Here is a 22358-nt window from a genome sequence, read left to right as displayed (position 1 = left end):
TCAAGCGACCGAACCCGATGACACATCGCCCAACGGCAGGCCCGACCTGTCGTGGGCGATACACCGAGTGAGCTGGCGTGCTCCACCTGGTCCCCTTCGGGGGGCCTTTTTTATGTCCGCATTTTATGTCCCCAGGCGAGGTGTGAGACATCGCCGGGGGCGGTAAGATCACCTCCTCACGCAGAAAACCAGGAGCGGCGGTGGTTTCACGGCAGGGATTCATCCTGACACGACACTGGCGGGAGTCGGCCCAGGGCACCGAGGTCACGTTCTGGCTGGCGACCGATCAGGGGCCGCTCAGGGTGAGCGTGTCGCCGCCGTCGTCGGTGGCCTTCCTGCCTGCCGTGCAGCGCGAGCAGGCACAGGCCTTGCTCGCCGGCGAGCAAGGCATCGAGCTGCGGCCGCTGTCGCTGCGTGACTTTCACCATCGCCCCGTGCTGGGCCTCTATTGCCGCCATCACCGCCTGCTGGGCAGCGTGGAGCGTCGGTTGAGGGCGGCCGGCGTCGAGGTCTTCGAGGCCGATATCCGCCCGCCGGAGCGCTACCTGATGGAGCGCTTCATCACCGCGCCGGTGGAGGTCACCGGGATACCCGATGGGGAGGGCCACCTGGCAAAGGCGCGACTGCGGCCCGCGCCGGACTACCGCCCGAGGCTGCGCACGGTGTCGCTGGATATCGAGACCAGTGCACGGGGCGATCTCTATTCCATTGCGCTCGAGGGCTGCGGGGCGCGCCAGGTGTTCATGCTGGGCCCGCCCAACGGCGCCGCCGAGGGCTTCGACTTCCGGCTCGATTACTGCGACAGCCAAACGGCGCTGATCGAGGGGCTGAATCAGTGGGTTGTGCAGCACGACCCGGACGCCATCATCGGCTGGAACCTGGTGCAGTTCGACCTGCGCATCCTCCACGAACATGCCCGCAGGCTCGGCGTGCCCCTGAGGCTGGGGCGCGACGGCAGCGAGATGGAGTGGCGGGCCCATGGCCGCCAGGCCAACCACTACTTCGCCTCGGCGGCGGGGCGACTGATCATCGACGGGATCGAGGCGCTGCGCTCGGCCACCTGGCACTTCCCCTCCTTCAGCCTGGAGAGTGTGGCCCAGACGCTGCTTGGCGAAGGCAAGGCCATCGACAACCCCTACCAGCGTCTGGACGAGATCCTGCGCATGTTCGCCGAGGACAAGCCCGCCCTGGCGCGCTACAACCTCAAGGACTGCGAGCTGGTGACGCGGATCTTCGAGGCGACCGAGCTCTTCGCCTTCCTGCTGGAGCGGGCCAGCGTCACCGGACTGGAGGCCGATCGCAGCGGCGGCTCGGTGGCGGCGTTCACCCACCTCTACCTGCCACGCCTGCACCGACTGGGTTTCGTGGCGCCCAGCCTTGGCGAGGGGGAGCCCGCCGAGAGTCCCGGCGGCTTCGTCATGGACTCCCGGCCCGGCCTCTATGCCTCGGTTCTGGTGCTCGACTTCAAGAGCCTCTACCCCTCGATCATCCGTAGCTTCCTGATCGACCCGGCGGGGCTGGTGGAAGGGCTCGCCGAGCCTTCGGACGAGGCCTCGGTGCCGGGCTTTCGCGGGGCACGGTTCTCGCGCACGCATCACGCCCTGCCGGCCATCGTGGCGCAGGTCTGGGAGGGGCGGGAGGCCGCCAAGGAGGCCGGCAACGCGCCGCTCTCCCAGGCCCTGAAGATCATCATGAACAGCTTCTACGGGGTGCTGGGCTCGAAGGGCTGTCGCTTCTTCGACGCCCGCCTGGCCTCCTCCATCACCATGCGCGGCCACGCGATCATGCACCGAACCCGCGAGCTGATCGAGGCTGAGGGGTATACCGTCATCTACGGCGATACCGACTCCACCTTCGTCTGGCTCGGCCGCGAACATCCCGAGGCGCAGGCAGCGGCGATCGGTCGGCGCCTGGTGGCACGCGTCAATGCCTGGTGGCGCGAGCACCTCGCCGCCGAGTACGGCCTGGAAAGCGTCCTGGAGCTGCAGTTCGAGACCCACTACCGGCGTTTCCTGATGCCCACCATTCGCGGCGCGGAGGCGGGCAGCAAGAAGCGCTATGCGGGGCTGGTGCGGGATGCGGCGGGGGAGGAGCGGATGGTCTTCAAGGGACTGGAGACGGTGCGCAGCGACTGGACGCCGCTGGCCAAGACCTTCCAGCAGGAGCTCTACCGACGCATCTTCGAAGGCGAGCCATGGCGAGATTACGTGCGCGACTATGTCGGCGATTTCCTGCGCCGCACCCGGGAGGGAGGGCATGATGACCGTCTGGTCTATCGCAAGCGGCTGCGTCGGCGCCTCGATGACTATCGCCGTAACGTGCCGCCCCATGTACGTGCCGCGAGGCTCGCCGATGAGCTCAACGACCGGCTTGGACGGCCCCGCCAGTACCAGCACGGGGGCTGGATCCGCTACGTGATGACGTTGTCCGGGCCGGAGCCCCTGGAGCAGCATCAGTCGGCGATCGACGCCGACCACTACCTGACGCGACAGCTCCAGCCCGTGGCCGATGCCATCCTGCCCTTCGTGGGCGATGACTTCACGACCCTGATCGACCGTCAGCTGGGGCTTTTCTGAGCCGTCAAGGACGGCGGCGCCCAGGGCGGCGGGTCCTCGGTCTCAGCTGCCATCGGCGTGGGGAGGCATGGCATGCCGGCCGAACTGCAACTCGGCCAGGTGGCGATAGAGGGGGCTTGATTCGAGCAGGTCCTCGTGTGAACCGGCGGCCACCAGGCGGCCGGCGTCGAGCACCAGCAGATGGTCGGCGGCGACCACGGTGGCCAGGCGGTGGGCGATCACCAGAGTGGTGCGGCCGTGCATCAGACGGTCCAGGGCCTGCTGGACCAGGCGCTCACTCTCGGCGTCCAGGGCGCTGGTGGCCTCGTCGAGCAGCAGCACGCGGGGATCCTTGAGGAGTGCCCGAGCGATGGCCAGACGCTGGCGCTGGCCGCCCGAGAGCTGCACGCCGCCGGGGCCCAGCGGGGTATCAAGACCCTGAGGGAGTGCTTCGATGAAGTCCAGGGCATTGGCATCCCGGGCCGCGGTGCGCAGCTCCTTCAGGCTGGCATCGGGCTTGCCATAGCGCAGGTTCTCGGCGGTGGTTCCGGTGAATAGTGTGGGTTGCTGGGCGACCAGGCCCAGGTTGCGCCTCAGGTCTCGCGGGTCGAGGTCGCGCAGGTCGATCCCGTCGAGGCGAATGACGCCGCTGTCCGGATCCTGGAAACGCAACAGCAGCGAGAGCAGCGTGCTCTTGCCGGCGCCGGAAGGCCCCACCAGCGCCACCCGCTCACCGGAGCGCACATGCAGTTCCAGCCCTGCCAGAGCGGGTTGTGTCCGCCCCGGATAGGTGAAATCCACGCCTTCCAGGCGGATATCGCCCTGCACCGGCTCCGGCAGGGGTGTAGGGGCGGGCGGCGCATGGATGGTCGGTCGGGTATCCAGCAACTCGAGCAGTCGCTCGGCGGCGCCGGCGGCGCGCTGAACGTCCCCGGCCACCTCGGCCAGGGTGGCCACGGCCCCGGCCGTCAGAACGGCATAGAAGACGAAGGCCGAGAGTTCGCCGCCGGTCATGCTGCCGGCGAGCACCGCCTGGCCGCCCTGCCAGAGCATGACTCCCACTGCGGCGAAGACCACCAGCATGGCGATGCCGGTCAACCAGGCGCGCTGGCGAGTGCGCTCCACGGCACTGGCGAAGGCCTCTTCCACCCGCTGACCATAGTCGTGGCGATCGATGCTCTCGTGGCGGAAGGCCTGGACGGTGCGTATCCCCGAGAGGGCCTCGCCGGCATAGCGGCCCAGCTCCGCCACCCGGTCCTGGCTGAAGCGCGACAGGCGGCGAACCCGTCGACCGTACCAGAGGATCGGCAGCACCGTGGCGGGAGTGCCCAGCAGCACGATGGCCGAGAGCCAGGGCTGGGTCACCAGCATCAGGATCACCGACCCCACCAGCATCAACAGGTTGCGAACCGCCAGCGACAGCGATGAACCGAAGAGGGTCTGCAGCACGCTGGTGTCCGCCGTCAGTCGTGAGGTGATCTCGCCGGCCCCGCCGCCTTCATCGCCGCTGGCCTCGAAGAAGCCGGGCTCGAGTTCCAGCAGGTGGTCGAAGACCCGGCGGCGCAGGTCCCCGGCCAGTCGCTCGCCGATCCAGGTGACCAGGTAATAGCGCAGCGCGGAAGCCAGCGCCAGGACACTGATCACGATGAGCAGCATCCCCAGTGCCTGGTTCAGCCGACTCCGGTCCGCCGCCACGAACCCCTGGTCGATGACCAGCCGCAGGCCCTGGCCCAGCACCAGCACACTGGACGCCGCCAGCAGCAGGGCGACTCCCGCCAGAAACAATCGCCAGCGATAGGGGCGCAGCAGGCTAAGCAGGCGCAGCAGGATTCGTGGATCGGGGCGTTGGGTCATCCGGATCTCGTATCAGGAAGGCACAGGTCTTGCTCCGGCCTGGTCACGCAGGAAGTCGGTGCAGTCCTGTGCCGACATCGGCCCGGCGAAGAGATAGCCCTGGCCGGCATCGCATTCCAGGGAATGCAGGTAGCTGGCCTGCTCCTGGGTCTCGACCCCCTCGGCCAGTACCTCGAATCCCAGGCGCTTGCTCATGCTGATGATGGCACCCGCGATGGCGGCATTTTCCTGGTCGAGAGGCAGACCCCGGATAAGGGAGTGATCGATCTTCAGACGATGGATGGGGAGCTTCTTGAGATGACTCAGGTTTGAGTAGCCGGTGCCGAAGTCGTCGATGGACAGTCTGACAGCGGATGAGGGTAGGGTTTCCAGTGTCTGCATCACCCGGTCTAGCTCTTGCATGACGACGCTCTCGGTCAATTCGAGTTCGAGATGCCGCGCCGGGAGGCCGCTTCTGGATAAGGTGTCGGTTACCAGCTCGATGAAATCCGGCTGGCGCAACTGTTGCAGGGACACGTTCACCGACATGCTGCCATCGGTGAGGCCCTCGGCCACCCAGGCGGCCTGCTGGCGGCAGGCGGTCTCGAGGACCCAGGCGCCGATCGGCTCGATCAACCCGTTTTCCTCGGCCATGGGGATGAACTGTTCGGGCAGAACCAGTCCCAGGGTCGGGTGCTGCCAGCGTGCCAGGGCCTCCAGGCCGATGACCCTACGTTGAGTGAAATCGAACTGAGGCTGATAGGCCAGAAACAGCTGGTTGCCCTCGATGGCACGGCGCAAGTCGGCCTCCAGCGACAGGTGCTGCTGCAGTCGTTCGTTCATCTCCGGGGAGTAGAACTGATAGCGATTACGCCCCAGGTCCTTGGCCACGTACATGGCCGCATCGGCATTGCGTATCAGGGCATCGGTATCCCTGCCATCCTCCGGGTAGCAGGCGATGCCGATGCTGCCGCTCAATACCATCTCTTCGTCGCCCGGGGAGAAGGGCTTGGCCAGGGTCTCCAGCAATTTACGGGCCACCGGTATGGCCTCTTCGGGTGAGGCGATATCCGGCAGCAAGATGAGGAACTCATCTCCACCCTGACGGCTCAGGGTATCGGAGGCCCGAACGCAGGCCTTCAGGCGCTGTGCCGCCTCGCGCAGCACCTGGTCACCGAGATCGTGCCCCATGAGGTCATTGACCTGCTTGAAACGGTCGAGATCCAGAAACATCAGTGCCAGCGACTTGCCCAGACGCTTGGCCTGGGCGATGGCCTGTTCGAGTCGATCGCCCAGCAACAGGCGGTTCGGCAGCTCGGTCAGGGCATCATGCTGGGCGAGATAGGCCAGCCGTGCTTCATTGCGCTTGCGCTCGGAGATGTCACGGATGAGCATGCTGGTGCGCAGTTCACCGTTGTGTGTCTCGAATACCGACGTGGAGAGCTCGGCCGTGAAGTGCTCCCCATTGTATCGCACCATGGTCAATTCACCGCTGAAACTGCCGGTTCGCTTTCGCTCTTCTATGGCAGCCGCCAGCCTCGGGTCATTGGTATCCACCAGGCCGTTGCGTCCCAGGCGCTGAATGTCACTCTCGGCACATCTGAAGATCCGGCAGGCGGCGTGGTTGGCAGAGAGGATTCGCCCGTCGGGGGCGGTCAGCAGGATCGCATCATGGGAGTTCTCGACGAGCTTCCTGTATCTATCCTCGCTTTCACGAAGGAGATCCTCGGCTTGCTGTCTGGCGGCTTCCTGGGTGAACCTGCCGAGCCCGTAACTGATCACGGTGGCGATCTTGCCGAGCAGCTCCCGTGTCTCCTCGTCGAAGGGGTTCTGCTGGGTCAGGTAGAGGTTGAGGGCGCCGATGACGCGGCCTTCGCTGTTGGTAAGAGGCAGGGCAGCGGAGGCGCTCCAGCCGAAGCCTTTGCCGATGGCATGCCACTGTGCGGTCTGCGGGTCTTGCATGATGTCGTCACACCAGACCGGATGCCCCTCGCGAAGAGCCGTTCCCGTCGGGCCGCGGCCTCTGGGATCCTCGGCATCCAGCGAGACTTGCATGCCTTCCAGACACTCCACCCCCCGACCGAAGTGTTCGGCTACCCTGACGGTGCCGGTCTGAGGATCGATCATTGCCACCCATGCCAAGGCCAGTTCGCCCGCTTCCACGGCGATCTGGCAGGCCGCGGCCAGCAGATCGGATTCGCTGGTCGCTTCGAGCACGGCGCCGTTGCAGCGGCTGAGGGTCAGATAGAGTCGACTGAGCCGATGGATCTTGGCGTGGATATCATCGAGTTCAGGCATCATCTGGTTCCATCCCTTGGTTGCTCAAGGAGAGAGGCAACGTTGTTCGTCATCCCTGCATGCCGCCTTGAGCGACGGGATCATCGTCTCATCTTTAAGAAGTACGCGCATGTCAGCAAGCGTCGGTACACTTCCTTGAAGCCGCTCTCAAGCAAGGCCATATTCAAACCATATACTCCGCTACAGGAAGCGTCCTCGTGTCAGATGCCATGATTCTCGATTGTCCCCATTGCAGCGCCTTCAACCGCGTCAGCCGTGCGCGTCTCGAGGATGGCCCGGTCTGCGGCAAATGCAAGCAACGCCTCTTCACCGGAGAGCCGGTGCCACTCACTAGCGCCAATTTTCACGCCATGGTGGAGCGGAGCGACCTGCCGGTAGTGGTGGATTTCTGGGCCAGCTGGTGCGGGCCCTGCAAGATGATGGCGCCGATCTTCGCAGACGCCGCCCGGGAGCTCGAGCCGCGTCTGCGTTTCGCCAACCTGAACACTGAGAGTGAGCAGGCCCTGGCGGCGCGTTTCGGCATCCGCAGCATTCCCACCCTGATCGTCTTCAGGAACGGCGCGGAGGTCGCTCGCCAGCCGGGTCTTCTGCAGGGGCCGGAGCTGCGGCAGTGGCTCCAGCCTTACCTGGCCTAAGGGCCGGGTGGTGTCGACGTCATATGGGCACCGCTCGAAAACTAGAGTGCTATCGGCCGAGGAGCGAACGTGATCAGTCGGTGTATTAGATCTACCAAGATTTGCTGCAGAAAATAGTGTTTCGATCAATCCGCTGCCGCTCGATGACGACGACCCGTCTCCGTGATAGAAGGGTGAGAACCACAGGCTAGATATTTAATAATTTTTCAAATTCCATGGCGGGCAACGGCTTGGAAAATAGGTAGCCTTGCCCAAAGTCACAGCCAGCGGCTATCAACAACCTTTTTTGATTTTCAGTTTCTATGCCTTCCGCGATTACTTTCAGATCAAGCTTGTGCGCCATGACGATAACGGCCTCACATAAAGCCAAATCATTAGAATTTGGCGCTATGCCGTCTACAAATGACTTGTCGATTTTTATATAGTCAATATCGAGCTTTTTCAGGGAAGATAGTGATGAATACCCTGTGCCAAAATCATCGATTGATACCTGAATATTGGCATCTCTAAAATCGAATAATACCTGGTCGATACTGGCTCTTGATTCCATCAATGTCCCTTCTGTGATTTCAACCGTAATAGCATCTCCCGGTAACTTCATCACATGCAGATGTTCGAGCCAATCTCTTGCATTGAAATTATCACTTTTATATTGTACGGGCGAAGTGTTGATACTAATCTGAAAGTTCGGCTGGAAGGAGGAGCGCCAGCGAACCGCCTGCCGACTGGCCTCATGAAACACCCAGTCACCGATATCCACTATCAACTTCGTCTCTTCCGCAATCGGAATAAACTCGATTGGCCCGATCAAACCTCTTTCAGGATGCTGCCACCGTATGAGTGCTTCAGATTTATGAATGGCGCCACTCATCAGATTCACGATGGGTTGGTAATACAGTTTGAACTGATTTTCAGCCAAGGCAGTGCGCAAATCATTAATCAAGGCCATTCTAGATACTGCGCTTTTCTGCATCGATGGCGTAAAATATTGGAATCTATCACCGCCACTATTCTTGGCTGCGTACATTGCTTGATCTGCATTTCTCAGCAATGCAATTGGATCCGAGGCATCTTGTGGGTAAAGTGTAATACCGACACTGGCTGAAATATAGGCTAATTCTTTTCCAAGATTTAACGGCTCTGCCATTTTTTTAACTAAATCATTTGCAATCAGATCAACTTGATCTGTGCTATCGATCCCACCAATAATGATGACAAATTCATCTCCTCCAAATCGCGCAATGGTATCGATTTCTCGTAGATGACTGCGTAGGCGCTTCGCTACCTGAATTAAAAGTTTGTCACCAATATCGTGACCACGTGCGTCATTGATATCCTTGAATCTGTCAAGATCGAGAAAGAAGAAAGCAACACTCGTATTCGAGCGATCGGCTACTTTAATCTTTTGCTCAAGATGTTCATCAGCCATTTTACGATTAGCGAGTCCTGTGAGCGAATCGTAGTGTGCCTGCTCCCAGATAATCTGCTCTGATTTTTTTCGAGAAGTAACATCCTCACAGAGAGAAGCAACCGCAATCAGTTTTCCTTCTTCATCCAGAATGGATGTATTATACCATTCGCAACTAATTTTTCTGCCATCTTTGGTGACGTTTTCGTTACTGCTGCGCTCTCCACCTTGTTGTTCCCATAACGCAATAAAAACCTGATTAACATCATGCTCTGATTTTGAACCAGTTTCCAATATTAGGTCTTTAGCATGTTTTCCTATGGCTTCATCTGCAGTATATCCAAAAATATCTTCGGCCGTTTTATTCCATTGCATAACATTGAAGTTTCTGTCCCATGTTATAGCAGCTAAAGGTGTGTTGTGCAGATGGTGCGACAGTCTAGATGAAATCTCCTTGTATGAAAGTTCTGTTATTTTGAGGTTTTCGATATTCTTCAATAGCAAGCCTAATAATGTTATTGCTATTGTAAAGATAAAAAATCGTGGAATCGCAATGCTCTGCATTAGTTGCTTGTAAGCGGTTTCTGGTAACTGGGTTGCTAACAAGAGTAGGCTAAGCTGAACTAATGATCCGAACAGAAATAGTTGTAATACATTGATTTTCAACCAGTCTTTTTTAACACAGTGCCGGTAAGCCAATCCCAGGAAGGTCGATACTATGACAATACTTAATCCTACATATACACCGTCTCCACCGAGAACTAATCGATAACCCCCCCCAATGGAGGCCGCAATAACTGCTCCGATGGGGCCACCGAACAGACCTGCGATGCTCAGGACTACGGACCGAGGGTCGATAATAACGCCGTTGGCGAGCTCAATTGGCGAAACCATACCCAAAACACAAATTCCGCCAAACAAGGCACCTGTCAATACTTGCTTGGTTACAATGCTTGCGTAAAAGTAATGAACAATTAGGCCATATAATAAACTAAGCGACAACAAGAGTGTTACAGAGAAAATTAGGTCGTCTGTCATATGAGTCATGAATTTTCGCCATTGAACTTTTTCTGGCCCATTTCGTGAGGCTAGCCAGTTAGAGCTGATGAATTGTCATAAAAAAGCCCTCTATATCTTGAATCCGTGGGGTAAGGCCGTAATCTTTCCTGTCTTTCTTCCTGAGTATTTTTTAACCACTCGACTCGCATGTTTCAGGATGCTCAGCTTCCTTTCTAACACTAAACCCTGCCTCTACCTAGTGAATCAGAGTGCTGCGGTTATTCAATTAACACAGAATAGACAGCAGAGATGAAGAGGAGGCTTGACCCTTTTACTACGACTAAAGGATATACGTTGAACATTGTTATCCGGATGCTCTGCATGGGTACGCATTGTTTAGCAAATTCGCATCATCAATGCAACAGGGACTATTTCACTCTGTTCTGGCAGGTGGCGAAAACGAGGATTGGAGCTGTGAAGACAATGCCAATTCAACACCAATGCTTATGCGATAATACTTATGTATATGATGATAAATGCCCTAATATCAATAGCTTGTTATCTTTTCTTGATCTGTTCTCGCAACTGCCCGGGCACCTGCTTGATGATCAGGCGGTCCCGATCCTCGTCATACTCCACGCTGGAGCCGAGCAGGTGGGAGTCGAAGCTGATCGACACCCCGCCCGAGCGGCCTGTGAAGCGTCGGAACCGGTTGAGGGTGCGCTTGTCCGGGGGGATCTCCGGGGAGAGGCCGTAGTCGGCATTGCGGATATGATCATAGAAGGCCTTCGGCTGCTGCTCGTCGAGCACCTCCGATAGCGCCTCAATGGTCATCGGTTCGCCGCGGCGGGCCTGGTCGCTGGCGTAGTCGATCAGTGCCTCGGTCTTCTCGCGGCTGGCCTCTTCCGGCAGGTCCTCCTTTTCCACGAAGTCGCTGAAGGCCTTGAGCAGGGTGCGTGTCTCGCCGCTGGCGTCCACGCCTTCCTCGGCGCCGAGCAGGGAGGCGAAGCCCTCGGCGAGCTTCTTCCCTCCGCGGTCACGGGTCCAGGACAGGTACTGCCTGGAGGGCGAGTCACTGCGCCAATGGCTGAGGTTGAAGCGTGCCGCCAAGGTCATCTGCGCCAGGTTCAACTGGCGTACCGGCACGATGGAAAGCGCACCGTCGACGCCGAACCCCTCCCGGTGATGCAGCAGCGCCAGGCTCAGGTAGCGGGTATCCCCGACGCGATGGTCGAGCATCAGCAGGTCGCCGGAGAGTGAAAGGTGGTCACCGATCAGCTCGGCGATGCGCCGGGCCACGTCGCGGGTGAAGGTGGCGAAGTCACGGCTCTCGTCGAGGTAGTCGACCAGTTCACTGGCGAAAGGCGAGCTCAACTCACCGTCGGGCGTCGATTCGACGAAGTGGCCCCAGGCCTTGGGCTTGGCATTGAAGGCGTCGTTGAAGCCGGCCAGCAGGTCGTCCAGGGCCGGGGAGGGAGCCAGTTCCTGCGTGGCGGGAACCAGCGTCGGGGTCTCACCGGAGGCCGTGTCGATGCGGTGGATGATGCTGTGCAGGATCGGCATGGGAGCTCCGCGGTGAAGGGACGAGGATGGGGATGATACCCGCCGCGGGCGTCACTCGATAGCCGGCCCATCCTCAGCTCCCGCCTCGGATCAGGGCTTGAGCCGATAGCCGCTCCTGAAGATCCAGCCCACCACGGCGAGCGCCACCCCGAGGAACAGCAGGATCACCAGCAGGCTGACCAGCGGGCTAACATCGCTGATGCCATAGAAGCTCCAGCGGAAGCCGCTCACGAGGTAGACCACCGGGTTGGCCAGTGTCACCAACTGCCAGAAGCGCGGAAGCATGTCGATGGAGTAGAAGGTGCCGCCAAGGAAGGTCAGCGGAGTGATCACCAGCAGCGGGACCAGCTGCAGCTTCTCGAAGCCGTCGGCCCAGATGCCGATGATGAAGCCGAGCAGGCTGAAGGTCACCGCCGTGAGCACCAGGAATACTCCCATCATCAGCGGATGATCGATGGAGTAGGGCACGAACAGCCGCGCCGTGAGCAGCACGATGGCACCGAGGATCAGCGACTTGGTCGCCGCCGCCCCCACATAGCCCACCATCACCTCGACATAGGACATTGGCGCCGAGAGGATCTCGTAGATCGAGCCCGAGAAGCGCGGGAAGAAGATGCCGAAGGAGGCGTTGGAGACGCTTTGGGTCAGCAGCATCAGCATGATCAGGCCCGGCACGATGAAGGCGCCGTAACTCACCCCGTTCACTTCGCTGATCCGGGTGCCGATGGCCGCCCCGAATACCACGAAGTACAGCGAGGTGGAGATCACCGGTGACACCATGCTCTGCAGGATGGTGCGCAGGCTGCGGGCCATCTCGGCGAGATAGAGGGTCTTCACGGACTGCAGGTTCAAGCTCTTCATGTTTCAGCGACGCTCCTGGACCAGGCTGACGAAGATGTCCTCCAGCGAACTCTGGCGGGTATTCAGATCCTTGACCTTCAGCCCCACCGCCTCCACGTCCGCCAGCAGTCCGGAGATGGTCGAGCCGCCCTCCTGGCTGGCCGCATCGTAGCTGTAGACCAGCGCATGGCCCTCGTTGGCGAGTGCCAGGCCGTGGCCCGACAGGGATTCCGGCACCGCCTCCAGGGGCTGCTGCAGGTGCAGGGTCAGCTCCTTGTTGCCGAGCTTGCGCATCAGGGCGCGCTTGTCCTCCACCAGCACCAGCTCCCCGCGGCGGATCACGCCGATGCGGTCGGCCATTTCCTCGGCCTCCTCGATGTAGTGGGTGGTGAGGATGATCGTCACCCCCTGGTCGCGCAGACCGCGAACCACTTCCCACATCTCACGGCGCAGCTCCACGTCCACCCCGGCGGTGGGCTCATCGAGGAAGAGCACCTGGGGCTCGTGAGACAGCGCCTTGGCGATCAGCACGCGGCGCTTCATGCCGCCGGAGAGTTCCAGCAGCCGGTTGTTGCGCTTCTCCCACAGGGTCAGCGAGCGCAGAACCTTCTCGATGTGCCCCGGATTCTTGGGCTTGCCGAACAGCCCGCGGCTGAAGCTGACCGTGTCCCACACCGTGGTGAAGGCCTCGTTGGTCAGCTCCTGGGGCACCAGGCCGATCAGCGCCCGGGCGGCGCGGTAATCGCGGACGTTGTCGTGGCCGTCCACCATTACCCGGCCCTCGCTCGCATTGACCAGCCCGCAGATCACGCTGATCAGGGTCGTCTTGCCCGCGCCATTGGGGCCGAGCAGGGCGAAGATCTCGCCCCGATGGATCTCGAGGTCGACATCCACCAGCGCCTTGAAGCCATCGGAAAAGGTCTTCGATAGCTCCTCGACACGGATGATCGGCGCGTCACTCAAGGGTGATGTCTCCCGTGAACTCGAGGTCCAGCTCCAGGCCCGCCACCTCGACCTTCACGCTTGCCGGCAGCGTCTCGTCGCCCTGCAGGCGACCATCGGCCAGCGCCTGCTGCACGGCCTTCTCGATCTCCTGCTGGGTGTTCACGCCGACATTCTTCAGCAGCCTGCGGATGCTGTGATTGAAGCTCTCTTCGTTCATGCGCTGCTACTCCTTGCATCATCCATGGCGCCTTACATCCTAGCGCGACTGGCTGCATGATACAGGGGCTGTACAAGGAAAAGCCGTGCATGGCAGCCATGCACGGCGTCTATCGGCGCGAGGCTGGCGCTCAGCTGCGTTCGGTGACTTCCAGCAGGTGGTAGCCGAACTGGGTCTTCACAGGGCCCTGGACCGTCCCCACCTCGGCGGAGAACACCACCTTGTCGAACTCCGGCACCATCTGGCCCGGGCCGAAGCTGCCCAGGTCGCCGCCCTGGCGGCTGGAGGGGCAGCTGGAGTTCTCGCGAGCCACCTCGGCGAAGTCGCGACCGCCCTCGATCTCGGCCTTGAGTTCGTTACACTTCGCTTCGCTGTCGACCAGAATATGACGTGCGCTTGCCTTGGCCATGATGCTCTTCTCCTTCGGTTCGGCATGGGTGCCGGTGGTTGATCCGGCGAGCATATCACGCCACCCCTCATTGATGTCCCGCCCCCGCGAACTGGTTCGCGCTTACCTTTGGTGACATGCTGACGGCAGCAGGGGTGACGGTCAGGACAGTGAGCGCCCACCCGGAAGCATCAATCATCAACGCAGAGCGTCCCATGTCCGAACGAGTCATTCTGACCACCTCGTCCCACCTCGAGGGCTACCGCGTGACCGAGCATATCGATATCGTCTCGGCCGAGTGCGTGTTTGGCATGAACATCCTCAAGGACATGTTCGCCGGTTTCCGTGACTTCTTCGGCGGGCGCAACAAGTCGTCCCAGGATGCCCTGCGCGAAGCCAGGGTGGCGTGCCTGGATGAGCTGCGTCGAGAGGCCAGTGACATGGGAGCCAACGCCGTCATCGGCATCGACCTCGACTACAGCGAGATCTCTGGTGGCGGCAAGTCGATGCTGTTCCTGGTCGCGACCGGCACGGCGGTGAAGGTCGCCAAGGCCTGAACCGCCACATCTGGCACCCAACAGGTCTTCGTGGGAGCGCTGCTGGCAGCGCGATTCTTGGCTTCGTCTCCGCACTCGCCCTTGGCACCCAACAGGTCTTCGTAGGAGCGCTGCTGGCAGCGCGATGCTCTCATCAACCGCCTATTGGCGCCCCGGGGCACCCCGGCGTAGCATTATTCCCACGATTTCTCATCGCAAGGACCCGCGACCTCCCATGTTCGAGCAGACCTTCAAGAACATCGACGATGTGCTGTGGAAAGAGGCCGGCTGCGCCACCGAGCTGGACTACACCGAACAGACCTCCTGGCTGCTGTTTCTCAAGTACCTGGATGACCTCGAGCAGCGCCGGGCCGTCAACGCCAGCCTTTCCGGCAAGCCCTTCGACTTCATCATCGACACAGCCTATCAATGGTCGAACTGGGCGGCGCCCCGCAAGCGCGACGGCACCCTGGACCATGACAGCGCCCTGACCGGCGATGACCTGCTCGACTTCGTCAATCGCGAGCTCTTCCCCTACCTGCAGGGCTTTCGCGAGCGCGCCAGCGGCCCCGATACCATCGAGTACAAGATCGGCGAGATCTTCGGCGAGGTGCGCAACAAGTTCCAGAGCGGCTACAGCCTGCGCGATGCCCTGGAACTGGTGGACAGCCTGCAGTTCCGCTCCCAGGCCGAGAAGCACGAGCTCTCGCACCTCTATGAAGCCAAGATCAGGAACATGGGCAACGCCGGGCGCAACGGCGGCGAGTACTACACGCCCCGTCCGCTGATCCGCGCGATGATCCAGGTGATCGATCCCAGGATCGGCGAGCGCCTCTACGACGGCGCTGCCGGCTCGGCGGGCTTTCTCTGCGAGGCCCACGACTACCTGCGCTACGGCTTCGGCAGCGACGAACCGCGAAAGCTCACCACCAAGCAGCTCGACACCCTGCAGAACCGCACCTTCTCCGGCAAGGAGAAGAAGAGCCTGCCCTATGTCATCGGCATCATGAACATGATCCTGCATGGCATCGAGGCGCCCAACCTGGTGCACACCAACACCCTGACCGAGAACCTCGCCGACCTGCAGGAGAAGGACCGCTTCGACGTGATCCTCGCCAACCCGCCCTTCGGCGGCAAGGAGCGCAAGGAGGTCCAGCAGAACTTCCCGATCAAGACCGGCGAGACGGCCTTTCTCTTCCTGCAGCACTTCATCAAGCGGCTGAAGGCCGGCGGTCGCGCCGCGGTGGTGATCAAGAACACCTTCCTGTCGAATGCCGACAACGCCTCGAAGGCGCTGCGCCAGGAACTGCTGGAGGGCTGCAACCTGCACACCATCCTCGACTGCCCCGGCGGCACCTTCCTCGGCGCCGGCGTGAAGACGGTGGTGCTGTTCTTCGAGAAGGGCGCCCCCACCCGCGACATCTGGTACTACCAGCTCGACCCCGGCCGCAGCCTGGGCAAGACCAATCCCCTCAACGACGATGATCTCGCCGAGTTCGTTGCTCTGCAGGCCAGCTTCGCCGACTCCGACAACTCCTGGAAGGTCAGCGTCGATGATCTGGACCGCGACACCTTCGATCTCTCGGTGAAGAATCCCAACAGGGCCGAGGAAGCTCCGCTGCGGGACCCGGAGGTGATCATCAACGAGATCGAGACGCTGGACCGCGAGGCCGAGGAGATCCTGGAAGGCATTCGGGGGATGTTATGAGAGAGCAGTGGAAGCGCAAAAAGGTTGCTGATCTCGTTGAGCCGCTGACAACCATTGATCCGAGGAAGGAACCAGGTAAGAACTTTACCTATATCGATGTTTCTTCCGTTTCACGTAGTGCATGCAAAATAGATGCGACAACCTTAGTCAAGGGCTCTGATGCACCCAGTCGAGCTCGTCGACTGGTTAAAGCTGGTGATGTTATATTTGCAACCATTCGTCCAACATTGCAGCGTATTGCGGAAATTCCTAATTCGCTGGATGGTGCTGTATGTAGCACTGGATATTTTGTATTAAGACCTAAGCCTGAAATACTGTCAAAGTTTCTTTTCTATAGCTTGTTTGCCCCAGAATTTTTTTATGCGATGGCTGCTTTGCAGCGGGGCGCTGCCTATCCGGCAGTTAGTGATGGCGATGTTAAGGGTCAAGAGTTATTCATCCCACCCCTCCCTGAACAAAAACGCATCGTCACCATCCTTGATGACGCCTTCGAGGAAATTGATACTGTCGTTGCCAATACCGAAAATAACCTCGCAAACGCCCGAGAATTGTTCGACAGTTATCTGAATTCGGTGTTCAGCCAGCGGGGTGAGGGATGGGTTGAAATGAGACTGGAAGAGATAGTATCTTCAACACAAATTGGGCTTGTCAGAAACCGAAAGGAGCAAGGAGAAAACTTAGAGCATGGTTACGTTAAAATGGATAACATCACGCCTTACAATCGTTTTGACGGTAAAAATATAGTTCGCGTTGAGGCCGATAAGCCAGAGGTTGAAAAATATCGGCTTAAAAAAGATGATCTGCTATTTAATACCCGAAATAGTTATGAGCTCGTCGGGAAAAGCTGTCTGTATGACATCGACAAAGAAGAGCCGGTTTTGTTTAATAACAATATTATGAGGATCAGGTTTGTGGGGGAGATTTACCCCAACTTCGCTGCCTATCTTTTTTATTCTCCAAAAGTGAAAAAGCAGTTGGAAAGCATGAAGAGCGGCACCACGAATGTGTCGGCTATATACTATAAATCACTTAAGGATATTCGCTTGGCATTTCCAAGTCTTGATACCCAGAAGACGATATGCCGGCGGCTGGATGAAATGAGTGCAAGGACCCAGAAACTTGAGGCTATCTACCAGCAGAAACTCACCGCCCTTGCCGAACTCAAGCAGTCCCTGCTTCACAAGGCCTTCTCCGGCGAGCTGACGGTCGAGCGCGCCGAGTCGGCGGTGGAGGAGGCAACGGCATGAGTAACGAGAGCCAGGCCCCCATCGTCATCTACCAGGAGGTCGGCCAGGCGGTCGAGGTGCGGTTGGATGCCGAGCGGAATACCGTCTGGCTGACACAGCGGCAGATGGGCGACGTCTTCGATTCGACGCCCGAGAATGTCCTGATGCACCTGAAAAATATCTATGCGGACAAGGAGTTGGAAGAACCGGCAACTGCTAAGGATTTCTTAGTAGTTCGAACGGAAGGTAAGCGTCAGGTGCGCCGAAAGCTTCAGCATTACAACCTCGATGCCATTATTTCGGTGGGCTATCGCATCAACTCTCGACGCGCCGTGCAGTTCCGTCAGTGGGCCACCCGTGTACTGCGTGAGCACCTGACACAAGGCTGGACCCTGAACCGCCAGCGCTTCGAGGAGAACGCCCGCGAGCTGGAGGCCGCCATGGCGCTGGTGCGCAAGACGGCCGGCAGCCCGGCGCTGGATGCGGCCAGCGGCCGTGGCCTCGTCGATATCGTCACCCGCTACGCCCAGACCTTCCTGCTGCTGCAGCGCTACGACGAGGGCCTGCTCACCGAGCCCCATGCCCAGGCCGGCGGCCGACTGCCGACGCTGGAGGAGGCACGCACGGCGCTGGCTTCGCTAAAGTCCGAGTTGATCGCCAAGGGCGAGGCCACCGACCTGTTCGCCCTGGAGCGCGGCGACGGCCTCGATGCGCTGCTCGGCAACCTCGACCAGACGGTCTTCGGCGAACCGGCCTACCCCTCGGTGGAGTCCAAGGCGGCGCACCTGCTGTACTTCGTGGTCAAGAACCACCCCTTCGCCGACGGCAACAAGCGCAGCGCGGCCTACCTCTTCGTGGACTTCCTCTACCGCAACGATCGCCTGCTCAATGCTCACGGCGAGGTGGTGGTGAATGACGTGGGGCTCGCCGCCCTGACGCTGCTGATCGCCGAGTCCGATCCTGCCAACAAGGAGACCATGGTCCGGCTGATCATGAACATGCTGGCAAGCCCGGGAGACGCCTGAAGGACCGGCTGATTCCGAAGGGCCTAAACTGGCTTTGCTCAGCAGAAACTCATATGTTGTGAAGTGTTACGGAGCCTGAAGGCTCCTGATCGCGCACCGACCGGACAAGGATTGACCGATGAACGAGGCCGATACCCGCGCCGAGCTGATCGACCCCGCCCTCAAGGAAGCCGGCTGGGGCGTGGCGGCGGGCAGCCGGGTGCGGCGCGAGGTGATCACCCTGGGGCGGTTGCAGGGCGCGGGCCAGCGCACCCGCGGCGACATCGCCGACTACGTGCTCTTTTACCAGGGCCAGAAGCTGGCGGTGATCGAGGCCAAGAAGCGCGATCTTCCCGTCACCGAGGGCCTGGCACAGGCCAAGCGCTACGCCGAGCGGCTGCAGGCCCGCTTCGCCTATGCCACCAACGGGCTGGGCCTCTACCGGGTCGACATGCACACCGGCGAGGAAGGGCCGGTAGCCGGCTATCCCACGCCGGATGAACTCTGGGCCGAGACATTTCCCGAGCCGAACGCCTGGCGCGAGCGATTCGGCGAGGTACCCTTCCACGACAACAGCGGCCAGTGGCAGGCGCGCTACTACCAGCACAACGCCATCAACCAGGCGCTGGAGGCCATCGCTGCCGGCCGCCGTCGCGTACTGCTCACGCTGGCCACCGGCACCGGCAAGACGGCCATCGCCTTCCAGCTTGCCTGGAAACTGTTCCACAGCCGCTGGAACCTGGCGGCCTGGCAGGGCGACGAGGCCACCCGTCGCCGGCCGCGCATCCTCTTCCTGGCCGACCGCAACATCCTCGCCGATCAGGCCTACAACAGCTTTTCCGCCTTTCCCGAGGATGCCCTGGTGCGCATCGCGCCGGACGCGATCCGCAAGCACGGCCGGGTACCCAAGAACGGCAACCTCTTCTTCACCATCTTCCAGACCTTCATGACCGGCCGCGACGAGCAGGGCAACCCGGCGCCCAGCTTCGGCGAGTACCCGCCGGACTTCTTCGATCTGATCATCATCGACGAATGCCACCGTGGTGGCGCCAACGACGAGAGCAGCTGGCGGGCCATCCTCGAGTACTTCGCCCCGGCGGTGCAACTGGGCCTGACCGCCACGCCCAAGCGCACCACCAATACCGACACCTACGCCTACTTCGGCGAGCCGGCCTACGTCTACTCGCTGAAGGAGGGCATCAACGACGGCTTCCTGACGCCCTTCAAGGTCCGCCAGATCGCCACCACCCTGGACGACTACGTCTACACACCCGACGACAAGGTGATCCAGGGCGAGGTGGAAGAGGGCAGGCGCTATGCCGAACCCGACTTCAATCAGATCATCAGGATCAAGGAGCGCGAACAGTACCGGGTGCAGGTGTTCATGGAGATGATCGACCAGCGCGAGAAGACGCTGGTGTTCTGTGCCAACCAGGCCCACGCCCTGGCCGTTCGCGATCTGATCAACCAGCTCAAGACGAGCCCGGAGCCCAACTACTGCGTGAGGGTGACGGCCGACGACGGCGCCGAGGGCGAGCGCTTCCTGCGTCTCTTCCAGGACAACGAGAAGACCATCCCGACTCTGCTCACTACCTCGCAGAAGCTCTCAACTGGGGTGGACGCCCGCAACATCCGCAATATTGTGCTGATGCGCCCGGTCAACTCGATGATCGAGTTCAAGCAGATCATCGGCCGTGGCACGCGCCTGTTCGACGGAAAGGACTACTTCACCATCCTCGATTTCGTCCGCGCCTACGAACACTTCAACGACCCGGAGTGGGACGGCGAGCCTTTAGCGCCCGAGCCCTGCAGCCGCTGCGGCGAGAGCCCCTGCGCCTGCGTGGTCAGCCCGCCTGAGCCCTGCGAAGAGTGCGGCAACCGCCCCTGTACCTGCGAGAAGGAGCCGCCGGAGCCGTGCCCGGTCTGCGGGGAAACCCCCTGCCAGTGCGGCGGAGGGAAGCAGGTCGTCGAAGTCGAACTGGCGCCGGGCAAGTTCCGCCAGCTCCAGCACATGAGCGCCACCACCTTCTGGAGCCCGGATGGCAAGCCGATGTCCGCCGCCGACTTCATCCGTGAGTTATTCGGTGAACTACCGGCACTCTTCCATGACGAGGACGAGTTGCGGCGGCTCTGGAGCCGACCGGACACCCGCCAGGCACTGCTCGATACCCTGGCCGAGAAGGGCTATGGCACCCAGCAGCTCAAGGAGATTGGCCGCATGGTCGATGCCGAGCATAGCGACCTCTTCGACGTGCTGGCCTACATCGCCTTCGCGTTGCCACCGCTCAGCCGCGAGGAGCGCGTGGCCATGCACCGCAACCGGCTCTTGTCCGACTACGACTACCGCCAGCGCGAATTCCTCGGTTTCGTGCTGGGCCACTACATCCAGGACGGCGTCGGCGAACTCGCCCAGGACAAGCTGCCCCGGCTGATCGAACTCAAGTACCAGACCCCGACGGATGCCATCGCCGAACTCGGCAGTGTAGAGAACATCCGCGAGGTCTTCATCGGCTTTCAGGCGAGGCTGTATGAGCCTGCCGAGGCTTGAAGTCAGGAAGAATCGCGAATCAACACCGTAATTTCCTGCAGTATCACCGGGACCATTTCTTCAAGTCATATAGTACCGGGGCAAGGAGCGGATAATGGCGTTGCAGAACCGTGTCGATCCCTGGGGACAGATACTGGCGTCACCCGCGCGGGGCACCCTGATGGGCAACCGTGGGATCCTTCATGATGATGATCAAAACGTCAGGAAGACCCATGCCCACCAGAATTGGGTCATCTGCGTGCTGGATTTCAAGGGTAAGCGTCGCCAGTTGATGGCGCCCGGGCGTTACACCGAGCTCTTCTTCCCTGACGAGGCCACGGCACTGGCTGCGGGACATCGCCCCTGCATGGAATGCCAGCGTCACAGGGCGCTCGAATTCAAGCACTATTGGGCACTGGCCAACCGGCAGGAGGCCTCTGATCAAGTGCGCATGCCCGACATGGATCGGCATCTGCACCGAGAACGGATCCATCGGCGGCAGAAGGTCACTTGGCAGAGTCCAGTGGACGCGTTGCCCGATGGTTCTCTCTTCGAGCATGGGGGCCTGGCCTATCTCGTCTGGAAAGGGACTTTCTGGCGGTGGTCTTTTGAAGGGTATCAGCAGGCTGAGCCTTCGTTTACGAGAGAAACCGTGGACGTTCTGACGCCGCGGTCGGTGGTGCTGGCCTTTGAACAGGGGTTCATGCCTCGGGTCGTGTTGGCTGGTGCGGGCGTACCCTAGGCATTATGCCGAAGCTCCATGGCGAGCCTGTTAAGCTGGGCGTCAAGAAAACTGGAGTGACCGCCATGGTATCCCCACGACGTGTCGCCAGCATCGAGGCTGAAGAAACAACTCTTTGGCTAGCGGTTCCCATTGACGCCGACAATGCGAAAGCGTCTGTCATTGAGGGGTTGATGTTTAAAACATCAGGGTTTGGAAATGAGTATAATGTTTCATTTAAATAGAGTTTTTAAATTCCTCGCCGTTCTTGTCGTTACAGTTTTATTGAACGGTTGCAACGACCCAAAATTGGATCCTATCGCAAGGGGTGGGACGATTCTGGCCTTCGGTGATAGCCTGACGGAAGGCGTTGGTACGACCAGGTCAAGAAGTTATCCTGCCGTGCTCGCCGATCTCACGGGGTTGAATGTGATCAATGCCGGTGTTTCCGGTGAAACAACCGATAAAGGTCTGGAACGATTTCCAGTGGAGCTTGAGCGGTCTTCCCCTGATTTGGTGATTCTGATTGAGGGTGGTAATGATATCCTTCGAAATAAAAGTCACTCTTCGATCAAGAAGAATCTGAGGATGATGATCGAGATGGCGGAAAGTCGAGGTATCCCGGTAGTACTGGTTGGTGTTCCGAAGAAGAGCTTGTTTTCCAGTTCTGCGCCATTTTATGAGGAGCTCGCCGAGGATTTTGATCTGGTGTATGACGGATCTCTGATCGTTGATTTGCTACGCAACCCATCCTTGAAATCCGATCAGATTCACTTTAATGAGGCGGGATATCAAGAGATGGCGGAGTCAATTCATGCGTTGATGAAGAATAATGGTGCCCTGCCATGAAGAACGCTTGAAAGTGCATTCTTTCGGGATGACGTAAACCACCATTGTTTCTTCGCTACGCTAAAAAGCAGCTTTTACCGAGTCGTTGTTGCGGGATGATGATATA

The 22358-nt window shown here is 60.1% G+C and carries 17 protein-coding genes; 9 read left to right on the top strand and 8 right to left on the bottom strand.

The annotated features are described in order from the left end of the window. Positions 1-200 precede the first annotated feature (200 nt). Positions 201-2576, top strand: a complete 2376-nt coding sequence (locus ABE960_RS11925; protein WP_349762502.1) for a DNA polymerase II — start codon at positions 201-203, stop codon at positions 2574-2576. Between the two features lie 42 nt (positions 2577-2618). Here ABE960_RS11925 and ABE960_RS11920 read toward each other — a convergent pair whose 3' ends face one another. Together ABE960_RS11920 and ABE960_RS11915 are read right to left on the bottom strand one after the other, a co-directional pair. Next, entirely contained in the window at positions 2619-4409 is a 1791-nt protein-coding gene (locus ABE960_RS11920) for an ABC transporter transmembrane domain-containing protein (RefSeq protein ID WP_349762501.1), read from the bottom strand. A 12-nt stretch (positions 4410-4421) separates the two neighbouring features. Beyond that, positions 4422-6686: an EAL domain-containing protein gene (locus ABE960_RS11915; protein ID WP_349762500.1), complete on the bottom strand. Its 2265-nt coding sequence runs from the start codon at positions 6684-6686 to the stop codon at positions 4422-4424. A gap of 197 nt (positions 6687-6883) precedes the next feature. Here ABE960_RS11915 and trxC point away from each other — a divergent pair, with 197 nt between their 5' ends. Continuing rightward, positions 6884-7321, top strand: a complete 438-nt coding sequence (gene trxC, locus ABE960_RS11910; protein WP_349762499.1) for a thioredoxin TrxC — start codon at positions 6884-6886, stop codon at positions 7319-7321. A gap of 187 nt (positions 7322-7508) precedes the next feature. Here the strand turns inward: trxC and ABE960_RS11905 are convergent, their stop codons facing one another. The 6 genes from ABE960_RS11905 to ABE960_RS11880 all read right to left on the bottom strand — a co-directional run bounded on the left by ABE960_RS11905 (position 7509) and on the right by ABE960_RS11880 (position 13702). Continuing rightward, entirely contained in the window at positions 7509-9776 is a 2268-nt protein-coding gene (locus tag ABE960_RS11905; RefSeq protein ID WP_349762498.1) for an EAL domain-containing protein, read from the bottom strand. Positions 9777-10286: 510 nt separating this feature from the next. Beyond that, the gene (yejK, locus tag ABE960_RS11900; protein ID WP_349762497.1) at positions 10287-11291 is read right to left on the bottom strand and encodes a nucleoid-associated protein YejK; all 1005 of its coding nucleotides are present in this window, start codon (positions 11289-11291) and stop codon (positions 10287-10289) included. 90 nt (positions 11292-11381) lie between these two features. Next, a complete protein-coding gene (locus ABE960_RS11895) occupies positions 11382-12152 on the bottom strand; it encodes an ABC transporter permease (protein WP_432765368.1) in 771 nt (256 codons plus the stop codon). Between the two features lie 3 nt (positions 12153-12155). Continuing rightward, the gene (locus ABE960_RS11890) at positions 12156-13094 is read right to left on the bottom strand and encodes an ABC transporter ATP-binding protein (protein WP_349762496.1); all 939 of its coding nucleotides are present in this window, start codon (positions 13092-13094) and stop codon (positions 12156-12158) included. Then, a complete protein-coding gene (locus ABE960_RS11885; RefSeq protein WP_349762495.1) occupies positions 13087-13293 on the bottom strand; it encodes a DUF6494 family protein in 207 nt (68 codons plus the stop codon). Before ABE960_RS11885 ends, ABE960_RS11890 begins: the two co-directional genes overlap by 8 nt. Positions 13294-13423: 130 nt before the next feature. After that, positions 13424-13702 carry a peptidylprolyl isomerase gene (locus ABE960_RS11880; protein ID WP_349762765.1) on the bottom strand — a complete coding sequence of 93 codons (279 nt, stop codon included), beginning with the start codon at positions 13700-13702 and terminating at the stop codon, positions 13424-13426. 194 nt (positions 13703-13896) lie between these two features. On the opposite strand from ABE960_RS11880, the gene ABE960_RS11875 reads away from it, so the two are divergent. The 7 genes from ABE960_RS11875 (at position 13897) to ABE960_RS11845 (ending at position 22252) form a co-directional block, all read left to right on the top strand. Further along, entirely contained in the window at positions 13897-14238 is a 342-nt protein-coding gene (locus ABE960_RS11875; protein WP_349762494.1) for a YbjQ family protein, read from the top strand. A 214-nt stretch (positions 14239-14452) separates the two neighbouring features. Continuing rightward, the gene (locus ABE960_RS11870) at positions 14453-15925 is read left to right on the top strand and encodes a class I SAM-dependent DNA methyltransferase (protein ID WP_349762493.1); all 1473 of its coding nucleotides are present in this window, start codon (positions 14453-14455) and stop codon (positions 15923-15925) included. Next, complete coding sequence (locus ABE960_RS11865; protein ID WP_349762492.1) at positions 15922-17172, top strand: restriction endonuclease subunit S; 1251 nt, start codon at positions 15922-15924, stop codon at positions 17170-17172. Before ABE960_RS11870 ends, ABE960_RS11865 begins: the two co-directional genes overlap by 4 nt. Beyond that, positions 17169-18176: a virulence RhuM family protein/type II toxin-antitoxin system death-on-curing family toxin gene (locus tag ABE960_RS11860; protein ID WP_349762491.1), complete on the top strand. Its 1008-nt coding sequence runs from the start codon at positions 17169-17171 to the stop codon at positions 18174-18176. Before ABE960_RS11865 ends, ABE960_RS11860 begins: the two co-directional genes overlap by 4 nt. Positions 18177-18294: 118 nt before the next feature. After that, complete coding sequence (gene hsdR, locus ABE960_RS11855) at positions 18295-20703, top strand: EcoAI/FtnUII family type I restriction enzme subunit R (RefSeq protein WP_349762490.1); 2409 nt, start codon at positions 18295-18297, stop codon at positions 20701-20703. A gap of 94 nt (positions 20704-20797) precedes the next feature. After that, positions 20798-21424 carry a hypothetical protein gene (locus ABE960_RS11850; protein ID WP_349762489.1) on the top strand — a complete coding sequence of 209 codons (627 nt, stop codon included), beginning with the start codon at positions 20798-20800 and terminating at the stop codon, positions 21422-21424. Positions 21425-21631: 207 nt separating this feature from the next. Further along, a complete protein-coding gene (locus tag ABE960_RS11845; protein WP_349762488.1) occupies positions 21632-22252 on the top strand; it encodes a GDSL-type esterase/lipase family protein in 621 nt (206 codons plus the stop codon). Positions 22253-22358 lie beyond the last annotated feature (106 nt).

Source organism: Halomonas aquatica (assembly GCF_040196335.1).
Lineage (GTDB): Bacteria > Pseudomonadota > Gammaproteobacteria > Pseudomonadales > Halomonadaceae > Halomonas > Halomonas aquatica.
The sequence above is the reverse complement of the archived record's forward strand: the minus strand, read 5'-3'. Positions and strand labels throughout refer to the sequence as shown.